13 protein-coding genes are annotated in these 16,910 nt (G+C 64.7%); 1 reads left to right on the top strand and 12 read right to left on the bottom strand.

Annotated elements, in window-relative coordinates:
- Positions 1–34 precede the first annotated feature (34 nt).
- The 10 genes from RB623_RS15315 to RB623_RS15270 all read right to left on the bottom strand — a co-directional run bounded on the left by RB623_RS15315 (position 35) and on the right by RB623_RS15270 (position 13,928).
- The gene (locus tag RB623_RS15315; RefSeq protein ID WP_308057743.1) at positions 35–2,359 is read right to left on the bottom strand and encodes a heavy metal translocating P-type ATPase; all 2,325 of its coding nucleotides are present in this window, start codon (positions 2,357–2,359) and stop codon (positions 35–37) included.
- 265 nt (positions 2,360–2,624) lie between these two features.
- On the bottom strand, positions 2,625–4,226 hold the full coding sequence (locus tag RB623_RS15310) for a GMC family oxidoreductase N-terminal domain-containing protein (protein WP_308057742.1): 1,602 nt from the start codon (positions 4,224–4,226) through the stop codon (positions 2,625–2,627).
- The gene (locus RB623_RS15305) at positions 4,223–5,728 is read right to left on the bottom strand and encodes an FGGY-family carbohydrate kinase (RefSeq protein ID WP_308057741.1); all 1,506 of its coding nucleotides are present in this window, start codon (positions 5,726–5,728) and stop codon (positions 4,223–4,225) included. Before RB623_RS15305 ends, RB623_RS15310 begins: the two co-directional genes overlap by 4 nt.
- Positions 5,725–6,564 carry a class I fructose-bisphosphate aldolase gene (locus tag RB623_RS15300; protein WP_308057740.1) on the bottom strand — a complete coding sequence of 280 codons (840 nt, stop codon included), beginning with the start codon at positions 6,562–6,564 and terminating at the stop codon, positions 5,725–5,727. Before RB623_RS15300 ends, RB623_RS15305 begins: the two co-directional genes overlap by 4 nt.
- The gene (locus RB623_RS15295) at positions 6,506–8,290 is read right to left on the bottom strand and encodes a glycerol-3-phosphate dehydrogenase/oxidase (RefSeq protein ID WP_308057739.1); all 1,785 of its coding nucleotides are present in this window, start codon (positions 8,288–8,290) and stop codon (positions 6,506–6,508) included. Before RB623_RS15295 ends, RB623_RS15300 begins: the two co-directional genes overlap by 59 nt.
- Positions 8,291–8,309: 19 nt before the next feature.
- Positions 8,310–9,260, bottom strand: a complete 951-nt coding sequence (locus RB623_RS15290) for an aldo/keto reductase (protein WP_308057978.1) — start codon at positions 9,258–9,260, stop codon at positions 8,310–8,312.
- A 52-nt stretch (positions 9,261–9,312) separates the two neighbouring features.
- Complete coding sequence (locus RB623_RS15285; RefSeq protein ID WP_374121684.1) at positions 9,313–10,305, bottom strand: sugar-binding transcriptional regulator; 993 nt, start codon at positions 10,303–10,305, stop codon at positions 9,313–9,315.
- Complete coding sequence (locus RB623_RS15280; RefSeq protein ID WP_374121683.1) at positions 10,292–11,314, bottom strand: ABC transporter permease; 1,023 nt, start codon at positions 11,312–11,314, stop codon at positions 10,292–10,294. The genes RB623_RS15285 and RB623_RS15280 overlap by 14 nt, the downstream gene beginning before the upstream one ends.
- A gap of 5 nt (positions 11,315–11,319) precedes the next feature.
- A complete protein-coding gene (locus RB623_RS15275) occupies positions 11,320–12,840 on the bottom strand; it encodes a sugar ABC transporter ATP-binding protein (protein WP_308057738.1) in 1,521 nt (506 codons plus the stop codon).
- A 71-nt stretch (positions 12,841–12,911) separates the two neighbouring features.
- Positions 12,912–13,928, bottom strand: a complete 1,017-nt coding sequence (locus RB623_RS15270) for a substrate-binding domain-containing protein (RefSeq protein ID WP_308057737.1) — start codon at positions 13,926–13,928, stop codon at positions 12,912–12,914.
- Between the two features lie 443 nt (positions 13,929–14,371).
- Between RB623_RS15270 and fsa the strand changes: the two genes are divergently transcribed.
- Positions 14,372–15,028, top strand: a complete 657-nt coding sequence (gene fsa, locus RB623_RS15265; RefSeq protein ID WP_308057736.1) for a fructose-6-phosphate aldolase — start codon at positions 14,372–14,374, stop codon at positions 15,026–15,028.
- Positions 15,029–15,092: 64 nt separating this feature from the next.
- Here fsa and RB623_RS15260 read toward each other — a convergent pair whose 3' ends face one another.
- Both RB623_RS15260 and RB623_RS15255 read right to left on the bottom strand, forming a co-directional pair.
- The gene (locus RB623_RS15260; protein ID WP_308057735.1) at positions 15,093–15,446 is read right to left on the bottom strand and encodes a DUF488 domain-containing protein; all 354 of its coding nucleotides are present in this window, start codon (positions 15,444–15,446) and stop codon (positions 15,093–15,095) included.
- 101 nt (positions 15,447–15,547) lie between these two features.
- Positions 15,548–16,726: a hypothetical protein gene (locus RB623_RS15255; RefSeq protein WP_308057734.1), complete on the bottom strand. Its 1,179-nt coding sequence runs from the start codon at positions 16,724–16,726 to the stop codon at positions 15,548–15,550.
- Positions 16,727–16,910 lie beyond the last annotated feature (184 nt).

The following is a 16,910-nucleotide window of genomic DNA, read 5'->3' as shown; positions in this document are numbered from 1 at the left end:
TCGCGGGCAACGTTGCCACTGGCAGGAGCCTACCTCACTTCAGCCCGCGCCATCCGAGCAACCGCATGGCGTTGGCTGTGACCAGAACGGTGGCGCCGGTGTCGGCGAGGATCGCCGGCCACAGGCCGGTGATGCCTGCGATCGTCGTCACCAAAAACACCGCCTTCAGGCCCAGCGAGATCGCGATGTTCTGGCGGATATTGGCCATCGTCGCGCGCGACAGGGCGACCATCGACGCTACGTCCCTGACGCGGGCGTTGAGCGCCGCCGCGTCGGCGGTCTCCAGCGCCACATCGGTGCCGCCGCCCATGGCGATGCCGATGTCGGCGGCGGCCAGCGCCGGCGCGTCATTGATGCCGTCTCCGACCTTAGCGACCACCTCGCCGGCCTTGCGCAACTCGCCGACGATGCGCTGCTTGTCCTGCGGCAGCAATTCGGCGCGCGGCTCCATGCCCAGTTTTTGGGCTATCGCGGCCGCCGTGCGGCGGTTGTCGCCGGTGAGCATCACCGCCGATATGCCGAGTTCCTTCAGCGCCGCGATGCCGGCAACCGCATCCTCGCGCGGCTCGTCGCGCATGGCGATCAGCCCGGCGATGCGATTGCCCTCCAGCAGCACGGATACCGTCTTGCCTTCGTCGTTGAGGGCCGCGACGCGGTTCTTCAATTCGTCCGGCAACGGCGTCCGCTTGCCGGCCGCCTGCGGCGAGCCAAGAAAAAGCGCCGCCCCGCCGGCCCGGCCGGTCACGCCCTCACCACCAATGGCGCGCGCATTTTCCGCCGCGCGCGGGTCGATGCCAAGCCGTTTCGCCTCGGCAAGGATCGCCAGCGCCAGCGGATGGCTGGAGCCGACCTCGAGTGCCGCCGCCCGCTCCAGCACCTCCGCCTCGCTGCCTGAAACGGCAACGATGTCGGTGACCACCGGCTTGCCGGCGGTCAGCGTGCCGGTCTTGTCGAAGGCGACCTTCGTCACCTTGCCGAGCGTCTCCAGCACCGCGCCGCCCTTCATCAGCAGGCCGCGGCGGGCGCCGGCCGACAGGCTGGCTGCAATCGCCGCCGGCGTCGAGATGACCAGCGCGCACGGGCAGCCGATCAGCAGGATCGCCAGGCCTTTGTAGACCCACTCGTCCCACGCGCCGCCCATCGCCAGCGGCGGAACAATGGCGACGAGCGCCGCCACCACCATGACGCCCGGCGTGTAATATCGCGAAAAACTGTCGATGAAGCGCTCGGTCGGCGCCTTCGATTCCTGCGCCTGCTCGACCAGTTGGATGATGCGCGAGATCGTGTTGTCCCGCGCCGCCGCGCTCACCCGCACGCGGATCGCCGCGTCCTGGTTGATCGTGCCGGCGCGCACCGTATCGCCCGGCACCATGCGTTTCGGCACGGACTCGCCGGTCACCGGCGATTCGTCGACCGAGGTCTCGCCTGAAAGGATCTCGCCATCGGCGGGCACGCGGTCGCCGGGGCGGACCAGGATCACCGCGCCGACCGCGAGGCTTTCGGCCGGCACTTCCGTGGTGCGCCCGTCATTCTCCAGAAACGCCGTCTTCGGCACGAGGGACGCCAGCGCCCGGATGCCGGCGCGCGCCCGGCCGGCGGCGACGCCCTCTAGCAGTTCCCCGACAAGGAACAGAAACACCACCGCCGCCGCTTCCTCGCCGGCGCCGATGACCACCGCGCCGATTGCCGCCACCGTCATCAGCGTCTCGATGGTGAAGGGCATGCCGTTCAGCGCGGCCATGATGGCGCGCCGCGCGATCGGGATCAGGCCGACCGCCATCGCGGCGATGAACAGGATCGTGTCGTATTGCGGAAAGATTTGCCCGACGAGATAGGCAGCCGCAAGCGCCGCGCCGCAGGCGATGGTCAGTCGGGCCTTGGCGGTTTTCCACCACGGGTCTTCCGAGGGGCCGTGATCGTGGCCATGCAGGCCCGCGGCGGCATCCGTCTCGGCCACAGATGCACCCTGGCCGTTTTGATCGTGATCGTGGGAACGGCCGTGCTGGTGATCATGAGCATGGCCGTCGCCATGCTTGTGAACGTGCGGATGATCGTGACGATGCGCATGGCTGTGGTCGCCGTGATCGTGGCAGCAATCGCAGCCATGCTCGACGGCGGGCGCCGGCGCCTGGTAGGCCGGCAAGGCAGCGACCTTGTAGCCGAGGCTGGTCACCTTGCGCGCCAGCGCCTCGAGGTCGGTCCCTGCGCGGTGGCCGACGGTCATGGTGCCGGCCGTCACCGAAACCGACACGTCCTCGACGCCATCGATCCGCCGCGCCGCCTTGTCGATCTTGGCCGCGCAAGCCGCGCAATCCATGCCCTCGACGCGGAAACGGCTGCTCGTGGCGATTTCATTCATGACATTGCTCTCGCATAACGTGTCGGAGCATACCTAATTCCTCTAGCAGCTAGAGCTACAAGAGGCTTTTTGTTAATTTTTCGCGTCGGCTGCCTGATATCTTTGCTGGCACTTACCCCCACCCCTAACCCCTCCCCACAAGGGGGACTGGCTGGCATCTCCGCAAAGCGCCAATCGTCGACGGTTTCGTGTGGCATAGCGGCCGCAAAGTCCCCCTCCCCCTTGTGGGGAGGGGTTAGGGGTGGGGGTAAAGCGGTTCGTCAGCCTATAGCATCATCGCCGCCGCCTTCTCCCCGATCATCACAGCCGGCGCATGGGTGTTGCCCGACACGATGGTCGGCATGACGGAGCAGTCGGCCACCCGGATCCCCTCGAAACCGCGCAGTTTCAGGTCGGGACTCACCACGGCCGCGGCGTCGGTGCCCATCCTTGTGGTGCCGACCGGATGGAAGATAGTGGTGGCGATGTCGCCCGCCGCCTTCGCAAGCTCTTCCGGCTCGGTGATTTCGGCGCCAGGCTTGAACTCCTCCGGCCGGTAGCGGCGCATGCGCTCCGTCGCCATCAGCCGGCGCGCGATGCGGATCGAATCGGCCGCCACCGCGCGGTCTTCCTCAGTCGACAGATAGTTCGGCGCGATGTCGGGGTGTTTTTGCGAATCCGCCGAGGCGATCCGCACAAAGCCGCGCGACTGCGGCCTCAGATTGCACACCGAGACGGTGACCGCCGGAAACGGATGCAGCGGCTCGCCGAACTTCTCCAGCGACAGCGGCTGCACGTGGAACTCGATGTTGGGCGTCTCGAAACGCGCGTCGGAGCGCATGAAGATGCCGAGCTGGCTCGGCGCCATCGACATCGGCCCGGTGCGGCGCAGCGCGTATTCCAGCGCGATCATCGCCTTGCCGGTCAGTCTTGCCTGCCGCTCGTTGAGCGTGCCGGCGCCGCTGATGCGGAAGGCGGTGCGTATCTGCAGATGGTCCTGAAGGTTCTCACCGACGCCGGCCACGTCCGCCACCACCGGAATGCCGTGCCGGTTGAGCAGATCGGCCGGCCCCACGCCGGAGAGCTGCAAGAGCTGCGGCGTGCCGATTGCGCCCGCCGACAGCAGCAACTCGCCGCCGACGCCGACCCGCGCCGGCTTGCCGGCCAGCCACAGTTCCAGCCCGGCGGCGCGTTTTCCCTCGAACAGGATGCGCTCGACATGCGCCCCGGTCATCACCGTCAGGTTCTTGCGATGCCGCACAGGCCGCAGGAAGGCGCGCACGGCGTTGAAACGGAAACCGGCCTTCTGGTTCACCTCGAAATAGGACGAGCCGAAATTGTCGCCGGCGTTGAAATCGTCGACCTTGGGCACGCCGAGTTCCTCGGCTGCCTCGCGCACCGCGTCGAGGATCGGCCAGGACAGCCGCTGGCGCTCGACCCGCAGTTCCCCGCCCTGCCCGTGAAACGGTCCGGAAAAACGCTGATGGTCCTCGGATTTGCGAAACAGCGGCAGCACGTCGTCCCAGCCCCAGCCGGGATTGCCGAGCTGGCGCCAGTGGTCGTAGTCGGCCGCCTGGCCGCGCATGTAGATCATGCCGTTGATCGACGAGCAGCCGCCCATCACCTTGCCGCGCGGATAGGCGAGCTTGCGGCCGTTCAAGCCGGGCTCGGCGACCGTGCTGAATCCCCAGTCGGTGCGCGGATTGCCCATGCAATAGAGATAGCCGACCGGAATGTGGATCCAGTGGTAGTTGTCCGAGCCGCCCGCCTCCAGCAGCAGCACGCGTTTTCCCGGCGCCGTACTCAGCCGGTTGGCGAGCACGCAGCCGGCAGAGCCGGCCCCGACGATGACATAGTCGTAGGACCCAAGATCAATTCTCTCCGTCACCGGAACCGCGTCTCCTTCCCATAGGCCGCCCAGCGTTCCGGCAGCATTTCGGCGAGGTCACGATAGAGCCGGTAGCGTGCATCGGAAAGCGTTTTCCGCTCGGGCCGCGGCTCATACGCCGTCCTCACCCGCACCATGCCAGCCACGCCCGTTTCGAGGTCGGGAAAGATTCCGGCGGCGACGCCGCCGGCAATCGCCGCGCCGAGCGCGCCGGTCTCGCTGCAATCGGCGACCGTCACCTTGAGGTCGAGTTGGTCGGCGAACATCTGGCACCAGACCGCGCTGCGCGAGCCGCCGCCGGAAAGGCTGGCCTTGTCGAAGCGGGCGCCGGCGGCGCGCAACCGATCGATGTGACGCCTGTGCTCGAAAATCACGCCCTCATAGATCGCGTGGAGCATGGCGGCCTTGCCGTGCCAGCCCGACAGGCCGACGAAAGCGCCGCGCGCATTGGGATGCGTCGCAGAGCCGTAGAGGAACGGCAGGAATATTGGCAGTTCTGCTGCCGGCTCCACCGAGGCGACCAGCGCGTTGCAGCGCTCGTAGGCCTCCGCGCCGTGCCCATCGGCGAATTCGCGCACGAACCATTCGAGGCTGACCGCCGAGGTCGCACTGGATTCGATCGAGACATAGCGTCCCGCCCGCCACGTCGAGGCATGGAAGATGCGGTCGTCCACCAGCGGGGCCTCGAGGATGACCTGGTTGATGCCCCATGTGCCGGCGACGATCGCCGCCTCGCCGGGAAAAATCGTGCCGGCGCCGATCATCGAGGCGATCACGTCGAAGAAGCCGGCCGCCACCGGCGTGCCTTCCGCCAGCCTGGTCAATGCCGCCGCCTCCCGGGTGACACGACCGGCGATCCGGTCGGACTGCACGAGATCTGGCAGCAGGCCGAGCGCCTCGCCTATGCCGTAGCCCTCCAGCAAGGCCGGGTCGTACCGCCGCTCGGGCAGAAGCAGCAACCCGCAGCCACTCATGTCGGAAAAATCGCTGACGCGCTCGCCGGTCAGCAAGAAGGTCAGCGCGTCCTTGCACAGGAACGCCGTGCCCGCCTGCGCAAAGATCTCCGGCCGGTGCCGCTTGATCCACGCCAGCAAGGTCGCGGTTTGCGACGGCCAGGGTTTTTGCAGGCATTGGGCGTAAAGCCGATCGCCCCGCCCGTCGGCGCGCAGTTCCGTCGCCAGCCCGGCGGCGCGCGTATCGAGCGACTGGATGCCGAGCAGCGGCTGGTTCTGCTTGTCGAGCAGGTAGAGCCCGTTGCCATGGCCGGCGGTGCCGACCGCCGCCACGTCTTCTCCGCTTGCTCCAGCCTCCTTCAGGCATCGCGCGATCACATCCGCCGCACCGCGCCACAATTCGGCGATGTCGCGCTCGACATGCCCCGGCTCCGGCTGCCGCGAGCGGCCTTCCGCCGAGGCCGCGCCGACGACCTTGCCCTTGAGATCGAACAGCACGGCCTTGACCACCGTGTTGCCCGCGTCGAGGCCGAGGAGGAATTTTGTCATGCCGAATAAATCCGCCACGCTTCGGCGTCGTCGACGCCGTCATGGATCATCGCCATCAGCGCGCGCACCACGCGCGCCGGGTCGGCGTGCTGGTAGATGTTGCGGCCATAGACCATGCCGTGCGCACCCTGCTGCATCAGAGCGTAAGAGTTGGCGAACACCTGCCGCAAATCGGCCTTGCCGCCGCCGCGCACCAGCACCGGGCAGCGCGCCGCCTCGACGACGCGATGGAAATCCTGGGGGTCGGTGGTCGGGTCGGCCTTGACGATGTCGGCGCCTATCTCGCGCGCCAACCGCACCAACGTGACGATTTTTTCCGCGTCGCCGTCGACTAGGTAGCCGCCGCGCTCGCTGTTGGGCTGCATCACCAGCGGCTCGATCATCAGCGGCATGCCGTATTTTTCGCAGTCCTGGCCGACGCGGGAAATATTCTCGACGCATTGTTTGAACAGGCCGGGCTCGTCCGGCAGCATGAACAGATTGACCACGACGCAGGCGGCATCCATGCGCAGCGCCGGCGCGATCGGGTCGTGGGCGTTCTGCAATACGGCCCACATATCGCGATGCCGCGTGCGGTTATACGGGTTGCCCATGTCGATGCGCATCACCAGCGCGGGTTTTGCCTTGCCCGGCAGGTCCTGCAAAAGGTCGGCCTGCCCGAAATTCATCTGGATGGCGTCCGGCCCGGCCTCGGCCAGCAGCCGCACCACCTTGCCCATGTCCTCCAGCCCGTCCAAGAAGGACGGCTCGTTGCAGACGCCGTGGTCGATTGCGACGTCAAGACATCTGCCGTTTCCGAACAGCCGGTTCATGCGGACTTTTTTCGACTGGTACATTTTCTTTCCCATGGTTGCGGCGTTCGAGCGTATCTTTGTCGACGCCGTGGAATTTTTCGAGATGGTCGAGCAACGCCTCGATCTCGTCGCGGCGGCGCTGCTCTGACCAGCCGAACTTCGCCGCCATGACGCCGGCGATCTCCTCGACCGCGTCGAGCGACAGTTCACCCCTGAGCGCCATCGCCGTGCGGCGCAGCACGAGATCGGCAAGCGTCTCGACATGTTCATAAGCAGCCAGCCACACGAGCTCGCCTCGGCCGTAGGCCGGCAGACTGGCGAGCGGCTCGTCGCCCTGCCTGCCGATATCGTCGGCCATGGCCGCCGCCCTGGTCCCGTAGCGGTCGAGCAGGATCGAGACACCCTCCGCCGTCAGTCCGCTGCGCGCTGCAATATCGGTAACCCATCTCTTACGCTCTACGCCATCCCTCGGGAAACCCGTGCCGCCGCCGATCTTCAGATCCTGTGTGGAGACTATGCGCTTGCGCCCCAGCCTTTCGAGCACGAGGTCCGCCGCCTGCTCGCCGAACGCGCGAAACGTCGTCCATTTTCCGCCGACAAGGCTGAGCACCGGCGGCTCGCCAGCCCGCTCCGGCAGCCATTCGCATTGATGGTCGCGCGAGATTTCCGCATTCACGCCCGCATTGCTGCGCGGCAGCGGCCGCACGCCGGCGAAGCGGAAGACGATCTCCTCCGGCGCGATGCGGATGCCCGGAAACACCTCGCGGACCGATGCGAGAATATAGTCGGCCTCATCAGCCTCGCAGCGCACACCCTCCGGCGTCTCGACGCTGATATCGGTGGAGCCGGCCAGCACCTGGCCGAGATGCACGAACAGGATGCAGACCCGGCCCTCGCGATTGGCGAAATACACCATGTTATCGCCCAGCGCGTTGCGCAGCGCGTCATTGTCGATGACCAGATGCGAGCCCTTCGTCCCGCCGATCAGCGGCGCCGGGTCTTTTGCGATCAGGCCGTTGGTGATGTCGATCCAGGCGCCGGTGGCGTTGACCACGATGTCGGGGCGGATGGTGAAACGCTCGCCAGAGAGCCTGTCGGTAAGTGTTGCCGCATAATCCGAAAACCCATCAAAACCCACATGGTTGAGCGCCACCGCCTGCGGGTCGGCGGCTTCCGTATCCAGCACCATCTCCACGCCCAGCCGTTCCGGATAGGCGATCTTCGCGTCGTAGTAGACCGCGCCGAACGCCATTTGCGAGTCGAGCGCCGGCCAGCGGTCGCGAAGCGCGCGGCGGCCGAAGAAGCGGTGGCGCGGCACCGCCTTGCCGGCACCGGAATAGAGATCGTAGAGCGTCAGGCCGAGTTTGACGATCATCGCACCGCGCGGTCCTGGTTTCGGCTTGCCACCGAGGAATCGCCTCGCCGCTGAAAACATGCCGGAAAACCGGTCAGCGAGCGGGATCAGCGTCGGCAGCGGCGAAACCATGTGCGGCGCATTCGTAAGCAGACGGTTACGCTCTTTCAGCGATTCCTTGACCAATGCGAACTCGCCATTCTCCATGTAGCGCAGGCCGCCATGGATCATGCGCGACGGCGCCGCGCTCGCCCCGCTCATGAAGTCGCCGCGCTCGACCAGTATCGCGTCGACGCCCTGCAGCGCCAGCTCCCGCCAGGCGCTGATGCCGTTGATGCCGCCACCGACCACCAGCACGGAGACGCGCTCCATGCGGCGCAGCCGGTCCAGCCTTTCGGTGCGCGTCCCACTCATGCTCGTGGCGCCCGCCGCCTCAGCCGTCGATGCCGGCAAGATGTTTTGCGATCGCCGCGTCGATCAGGGCGATCTCGTCGGCCGACAGCGACAGCCTTCCGGCCACCGCGTTCTCCGCCGCCTGCTCCGGATTGCGTGCGCCGCACAGCGCGTAGGTGATGCCCGGCCGGGCGACCGTCCAGGCAATGACCACCTGCGCCGGCGTCGCCTGTTTTGCCGCAACGATCGGTTCGATCTCGTTCATGAAGGCTGCGACCCGTTCGAGACTGGCCGGCGAGAAACGCGGATCGTCCTTGCGCTGATCGTCGCCCTCGAAGACGCGGCCGGGTCCGATCTTGCCCGAAAGCAGGCCGAGCGCCAGCGACGAATAGCTCAGCACCGACACGCCATTGGCACGGCAAAGGGGCAGAAGGTCATGCTCCAGACCCCTGTCGGTCATGCTGAAGCGCTCCTGGATCGCGTCGATCTGCCCCAAACCCATGTATTCCTTCAATGTTCCGGGCATGACGTTGCTGACGCCGACCGCCCGGATCTTGCCCTGCCGCTTCAAATCGAGCAGTGCGCCCATCGTCTCCGAGACCGGAATTGTCGCGTCTTGCCAATGGGTTATGTAAAGATCGATATAGTCGGTGCGCAGCCGGCGCAGGCTCTGCTCGACCTCGAAAAAGATCGAGTCGCGGCCGAGATAACGATGCACACGCTTGCCGTGCTCGTCGAAAAAATGCGTGCCCTTGTCGGTGTGCCAGACCAGCCCGCATTTGGTGGCGACCACCACCTCGCCGCGCCGGCCGGCAATCGCCTCGCCGACGATTTCCTCTGCCTTTCCAAGCCCATAGGCCGGCGCCGTGTCGATCAGCGTGACGCCCTCGTCGATCGCGGCGCGGATCGCCTTCACCGATTGCGCCTCGTCGGTGCCGCCCCACATCCAGCCGCCCATCGCCCAGGTGCCTTGCCCGATGGTGGAGGCCATGATGCCGGAACCGCCCAACGGACGGGAAACAATTTCGTTCTTTTTCAATATCTTACCCTTTCAGAATATCGACAACGCGGGCCGCCGTTGCCTCGTCGGTCGCCAGCGCATCGAGGAAACCACCACGCAGCACGCTGGCGATGGGCTCCGCCTTGCGCTGGCCCGACGAGATGCCCACGGTCAGCGGAATCGCGCGGAATTCCTCCAGCGACAGGCCAACCACCCGCTCATTCAATTCGTAGTCGCAGAGCGTTCCGGACCGGTCGAGCAGGTGTGCGACAAGCTCGCCGGCGGCGCCGGTCTTGGAGAGATCGGCACTGCCCGTCGCCGACGGCCGAAGGCTGTAATAGGTTGAAATCTCGGAGATAACCGAGCCGATGCCGACCACGGCGATGGCCGCGTCCCGCGCCCGCGCCAGCACCTCGCGCACCGAATGCATGGAGCGGATCACGTCGCGCTCCTGCTTCGTATCGGCAAAGACCGGCGCATGGATCTGGAACGCCCTGCCCTGCAGCCGGTTCGCCATCTGCGCGGCGAGATGATTGACATCGGTGAAATGCTTGCCCTGCACGCCGCCGGTCGCCGGCACAACCGTCACGTCATAGGCGCGCGAGGGGGCGAGCGCATTGATCACCGCGCTGACGCCGCGCCCGCCGGAAACGCAGACCGTGTCGCCATCCCTGAGATTCGCCAGCAGAAATTCGGCCGCCGCCTTGCCGGCGGTGGTGAGGTTCACCTCCTCCAGCTCGGAAACCGACGGCGTGACGATCGCCTCGCGCAGGCCGCCGGCCTCGACCAGTTGCTGCTCCAGTTCGAACAGCGACTGGAACGGCGACTTCACCGAAATCTGCACGAAGCCGCGCTCGTGGCCTTCCTTGACCAGCCGGTTGACTGTCGGATGCGAGATACCGGTGCGCTTGGCGATCTCGGCCTGGCTCAGGCCCTCGACGTAATGCATGACCAGCACGCGATGGATCTTGCGCACGCGCTCATAGTCGTCGATCTGGTCCGTAGCCCCCATGGGCTTCAACTTAACGACCGGCACGGGCAGCCGCCATCTTGTTCTTGTGCAGGACATGGTCGAAGGCCACGGCGGCAAGCAGGATCAGGCCGCGTATCGTGTCCTGCCAGTAGGGCGAGACATCGAGCAGGATCAACGAACTGGAGACGACCGACAACAGCGCCATGCCGAGGATGGCGCCGAGGATGGTGCCTGAGCCGCCATTGAGGCTGGCGCCGCCGATCACCGCGGCTGCGATGATGTTCAGCTCCATGCCGAGACCGAAGGTCGGTGTCGCCGCGCCGAAGCGCGCCATGTAGATGACCCCCGCCAGTCCGGCCAGCGTCGAGCACAGAACGATGCAGAAGAATTTTACGCGGTCGGTGCGGACGCCGGAGTAGGCCGCCGCCTTCTCGTTGCTGCCGGTGTAAAACACTTTTCGGAACACCGTTGCCCTGCGCAGCAAGAGATCGAAGAGCGCGACGACGGCGACGAACAGGATGATGACGAAGGGAACGCCGTAGACCGTGCCCTGGCCGATGAACTTGAAGGACGGCGGCAGCGAGAACAGCGACAGCGGCGTGCCGCCGGTGATCGCCAGGCACAGCCCGCGTACGATCACCATGAAAGCCAGCGAGACGATGAAGGAATGCAGTCCGATTTTTGTCACGCACAGCGCCATCAGCACGCCGACGCCCGCCGACGCCAGGATCGCCAGGCCGCTCGCCGACCACGGATCGAGTCCAGAAAGGAAGAAGAAACCGCCGACCACCATGGAGAAACAGACGACCGAGCCTACGGACAGGTCGATGGCGCCGACGATCAGCAGGATGGTCATGCCGACGACGACGATGCCTTCGACGGAAAAGGACATTAGCATCGCCCGGAAATTCGTCCAGGTGAGGAAATAGGGCGAGGCGAAACTCATCACCACGCAGAGCGCAAGGATGATGAGCACAAGGCCGAGCTCGCGCATGTTGCCGATGCCGCGCAGCATCGACGGGCGGCGTGGCGCGGCCGCCTGACTGCCCTTGCCGGTTCCGATGTCGCTCATGACAGTCATGCCCTCTGCCTTTCCGCCGGCGCCAGGCCGGAGGCCAGGCGGATGATGTTTTCCTCGGTCATGTCAGCGCCCTTGACCTCGCCGGCGATGCGCCCCTCATGGATGACGATCACCCGGTCGCAGAGGCCGATCAGTTCCGGCAGTTCGGAGGAGATCGCGACGATGCCTGTGCCGCTGTTGGCGAGGTCGCGCAGGATGCGGTGGATTTCCGCCTTGGCCCCGACATCGACGCCGCGTGTCGGCTCGTCGAGCAGGATCACCTTCGGGTCGACCGACAGCATCTTTGCGATCGCCACCTTCTGCTGGTTGCCGCCCGAGAGGGTCGAGACGGGATCGTCGATGGACCCGCGCTTGAGGTTGAGCGCGTCGCCAAGCCGGCTCGCCTGTTCCCGCTCGCGGCCGCGGTCGATGAACCCGTAGGCGGTAGAGACCTGCTCGGCCCGCAGCGCCGAGACGTTCGCGGCGATCGGCAGGTCGAGGAAAACGCCCGCGCCCTTGCGGTCCTCCGAAAGGTACACGATGCCGTTGGCGATGCTGTCGGCATAGCCGCGCGGGGTGACGTCCTTGCCGGCCAGCGTGACACGCCCGGACACCGTCGGGCGCAGCCCGCAAATCCCGAGCGCGATCTCGGTGCGGCCGGCGCCGATCAGGCCGGCGATGCCGAGGATTTCCTTCTCGCGCAGGTCGAAGGAAATGTCACGAAACCGTTCGCCGTCGCTCAGCCCCTCGACCGACAGCAGCACCGGGGCATCGGCGCTTGCCGGGTTCTTTTCCGGATGGAGGTCGCCGAGATGCCGGCCGACCATGCGGCCGACGACGGCCTCCGGCGTCATGCCCGAAATCTCCTCGGTGCAGACGTAACGGCCGTCGCGCAGGATGGTGATGCGGTCGCAGTTTCCGAAAATCTCGGCCATGCGGTGGCTGATGTAGATGATGCTGATGCCCCCGCGCTTCAGCTCGGCCATGATGGCGAACAGCTTTCCGGCCTCGCGCTCGGTCAGCGCGGCGGTCGGTTCGTCCAGGATCAGCACGGAACAGTCCAACGTCAGCGCCTTGGCTATCTCGACGATCTGCTGCTCGGCAATGGACAGGCTCTCGACCGGCAGGTCGGGGTCGATGTCGCCCAGCGTGGCGAGCACTGTGCGCGCCTTGTCGCGAAGTTCGGCATAATTCATGAACAGGGCCCGCCGCCGGTTGGTGGTGGCCATGAAAATGTTCTCGGCGACCGAAATGTCGGCGCAAAGCGCGATTTCCTGGTGCACGAAGCCGATGCCGAGTTCCTGCGCCTTTTCCGGCGACGTCATCTCGGCCTTGCGGCCGCCGACGAATATCTCGCCGCGATCCGGCCGGAGGATGCCGTCGACGATGTTCATCAGCGTCGACTTGCCGGCGCCGTTCTCGCCGGCAATCGCATGGATCTCGCCCTTGCGCAGGCCGAAACTGACGTCCTTCAACGCCTGGATCGGGCCGAACGCCTTCGAGACGCCCCTGACTTCGAGTGCGAGGGTTTCGTGCATGACGGATTGCCGGTTGTTTTTTGGGAACAGGCCGGGCGGCGCAGGCCGCCCGGCCACAGGGAGGAGGAAGCTTACTCCTCGATGCCCTTGGTGCCGCGCCGCTTCAGATAGGCGTCCCAATAAAAATCGTCGGCATTGTCCTTGGTGACCACGGCAAAGCCGTTGTCGACGAAGGGCACGCCCATCGGGTTGTAGGCGGAGCGCTTCCAGTCGTTCATCGGATCGATCAGGTCGGGATGGGCGGCGTTGAACAGCAGCATGAAGCCCATATAGCCCTGGATGCCCTGGTTCGGATTGACCGCGCCGAACACCTGGCCGGCCTTGATCATGTCAAGGATCTTGCCGTTGACGTCGGCGTTCATGATCTTGATCTTGCCGCCGAGTTCCTGTGCCGCCTGGGCCGCGCCGAGCGCCGAATTGGCCTCCGGCATGAACAGGGCGCCGAGGTTCGGATTGGCCTGCGCCATCGACAGCACCGCCTGATAGGCTTTTGTCGGATCCTGGTTGGTGGCGGCGCGGCCGACCAGCTTGATGTCCGGATATTTTTCGGTCATCCGGGCGATGAAGGCGACGACGCGCTTGTCGTGGTTGTCCTGGCCGGGATTCTCCAGAATGCCGTATTCGCCCTTGCCGCCCAGCGCCTCGGCGATCACGTCGGCCGCGTAGGAGCCTTCCTTGTTGTTGTCCGAGGTGACGTAGGAGGCGCGCTTGCTGTTCGGCGAATCGGCCGCGAAGGTCACGATGGACACGCCGGAATCGACGGCCCGGTTGATCGGCTCGATGAACGGATCGGAGTTCATCGGGTGGACGAGGATGCCCGCCGGCTGCTTGGCCAGCGCCTGGTCGAAGCTGGCGATCTGTTTGGTCACGTCATATTCGGGCGTGCCGGTGTAGGCGGTCTTGCAGCCCATCGCCTGGGCGGCCTGCTTGAACGCCTCGTAGACGGGGAACCAGTATTCCACGCCCGAGACCATGACGTTCATCACATAGGTCTCGCCTTCCTTGCACTGATACTTGCTTTCCGCCTGCGCGGCGGTGGCGGCCAGCATCGACACGCCGGCGGCAAGGCCCAACAACAGTTTCTTCATGCGATCGTTCTCCTCCGATGGCGGCGGACGGAGCCCTCCCGGTCCGCCTAGGGTCATTGTTTGAAATAAATTTCATACTATGACATCTATTTCATGGAGGTCCTATCCGTGGATCGGCGGCTTGTCAACAGCCGCTTTTTCGAGGCTGGTTTTCGGGCAGAGTTGGCGCTTGCGCGGCTATTGATCGGCAGGCGGGCGAACCGGCGGCAGATGGCGTTACGAGACGAGCCGCGCGGTCGGGTTCGTCGGTCCGCCGGTGGGAACCGAGAGCCGCGAGCCGACTTCAGGCCCGCCCGGCAGGTGAAACGGGCGGGGTCGAAAATCACCTCTTTGAGCGCGGCTTCCGATCGCCTAGAAAGGCCGTCTGAAAAGCGTCTTGCCTGCCTCACGCGGCGGCGCGGGCGGCAATCCGGGCAAGGTCCCGACAGCAAAGGAACGGTGCCATGAAATTTTTCGTCGATACGGCCGACGTCAAGGAGATCCGCGAACTCAACGATCTCGGCCTGTTGGACGGCGTCACCACCAATCCGTCGCTGATCCTGAAATCCGGCGGCAAGATCGCCGACGTCACCAGGGAGATCTGCGACATCGTCGCCGGCCCGGTCTCGGCGGAAGTGGTCGCCACCGAATATTCGGAGATGATTGAGCAAGCCAAGGTCCTTGCCAAGATCGCCGACAATGTCTGCATCAAGGTGCCGCTGACGCTCGATGGCCTGAGGGCCTGCAAGACCATCCGCACCGAGATGAACCGCATGGTCAACGTCACCCTGTGCTTCTCGGCCAATCAGGCGCTTCTCGCAGCCAAGGCCGGCGCGTCGTTCATCTCGCCCTTCGTCGGCCGCATCGACGACACCGGCTCGGACGGCATGGAGCTGATCTCCGAGATCCGCACCATCTACGACAACTACGACTTCAAGACCGAGATCCTCACCGCCTCGGTGCGCACCGTGAACCACGTCAAGCAGGCGGCCCTTATCGGCGCCGACGTGATCACAGCGCCGCCGGCGACACTGCGCGCGCTGGTCAAGCATCCGCTCACCGACAAGGGGCTGGAAATGTTCCTCGCCGACTGGGCCAAGACCGGCCAGAAGATCGGCTGATCTTTTTTGCTCCCCGCGCCGGCCAATGCGGCCGGCGCCCCTTTTCCGTGCGGTCGGCGCCCGCCTACTTTTCGGACGCTGTCAGGTAGTCCAGCAGGGCGACGGCGTTGTTGTGCTCGTCGTCATGCGCCGCGTAGAGCAGCGTCACCTTGTCCTTGCCTGCGATGGCCTGCCGAAGCGTCTCCACCGCCTCGGCATTGCGGTCGAGTTCATCACTGTACCGCCGGCGAAACTCCTGCCATTTCTCAGGATCATGGCCGAACCAGCGGCGCAGCTCCGTGCTCGGCGCAATCTCCTTCAGCCACAGCTCGATCGCGGCGTCGGCCTTGGCGAGGCCCCGCGGCCAAAGCCGGTCGACAAGGATGCGGAAACCGTCTTCGCTCGACGGCGGCTCATACGCCCGTTTCAGATGGAGCATTCGGTCAACTCTCGTTCACCAGCATCACTCAAACCTTGCGCGCCCGAAAACAGCGCCGTGTAAGGCCACGAACAGCCCGTGCGTCCCAGCGCTTCCGGCGCTCAAATCTCGTCCAGGTCATCAAACACATGTAGGGCAATGCGCTCCTTCATGTGCTCCCATGCGTACTTCATCGGGACCATGTTCTTGAACACAAGATGCCCCTCAACGTCGAGCGCTCCATCCGCCTTCAGATATCGGGCGAGTGTACTGGACTCTCTGGCAATCAGATCGATGCGATTCAGGTGCTTAAGGAGCAGGTCAGGCTTCCCATCGGGCCGCGATAGTCCACGGAAATCTGACAACTGCTCCGCTATCTCACCTTCAGTTTTGCGGAACTGAACATCCTTGCATTCAATCAACAGGACGCGAGCCGACCCAGATCGCGATGCCAGGACATCAACATCGCCATAGTCGCGATCATACCCCTTGCCGAGCAATTTTGTAACCGCGACTTCCGTCTCCGTTTTCCAACCTAACTCTTTGAGTCGTTCTGCTACTTCGCTAGCAAAAGCTGAGCCCTGTCGGCGTCGCGAACCACCTGCCCATTTCTTCATGGCCGGCGACAACTGCCATATCGGAAAATCACCTCGATGATAGTTGGCAAACATGTAGACGAACGCGTCTCTGACAACTCCCGGAGCAACAAGGAATCTCGGGTCGGGGTCATTGTCGTCGATCTGGATCAAGGGTTTTCGCAACACCGAAAGTCGCCGACGAAAACGCCACGGAAAAAGATCCTTGGCGTCGAAACCGTCAGGAACTTCTCGCCAGGACGAGCGGCCCTTGAATGTCAGGAACTCCACCAGATTCTCGACTTCCGATCGATCCAGATCGACTCCGTGCAATTGCGCGTGCAACAGGTCTTCGCGGCGAAGTTCGAGAACCGCGCGCCGTTCCCGGATGCCCATATTTTCGATGAAATCGACAAACTTGCGTAGCGTATCGACCGACGCTCCGAATTGCTCCTCTATCGCGGCGAGAAAATTGGGTTCAAGTTCAAGGCTCTCTGTTTCCTGGAATTCAGGCTCCTTCAAGTTGAGTGCGTAGTCTCGCACGCTTCTGTCTATCGTGGATCGGGTCGTTGCTCGCCCGAATGGTTGCAGGACGGTCTCCTGAAACGAAATGTTGGCGTGCACGTCTCCGAGAGGAGTGATCTGAATCCGAGGCTCCATCGCATCCCAACGGATCGCATCCGACCAGCCGCCCATACCACCGATCATCATGATGGTTGCCATCATGCGGGATACATCGAGGCGGCCAGCCTCGGCACCGCCCAAAGTCGGGCATTCGCAAATCGCAAATTTGACCTGCCCCCGGTAATTTCCTCCAGTTGAGATTAGAGTCCGGCCCTTGTTTGAAGGACGGACTGATGAAGAGAAAGCGGTTTACGGAAGAGCAGATCATTGCGGTTTTGCGCGAGCA

This window comes from Mesorhizobium sp. LHD-90 (assembly GCF_030929505.1).
Classification (GTDB): domain Bacteria; phylum Pseudomonadota; class Alphaproteobacteria; order Rhizobiales; family Rhizobiaceae; genus Kumtagia.
This window is presented reverse-complemented; position numbering and strand designations above follow the sequence as displayed.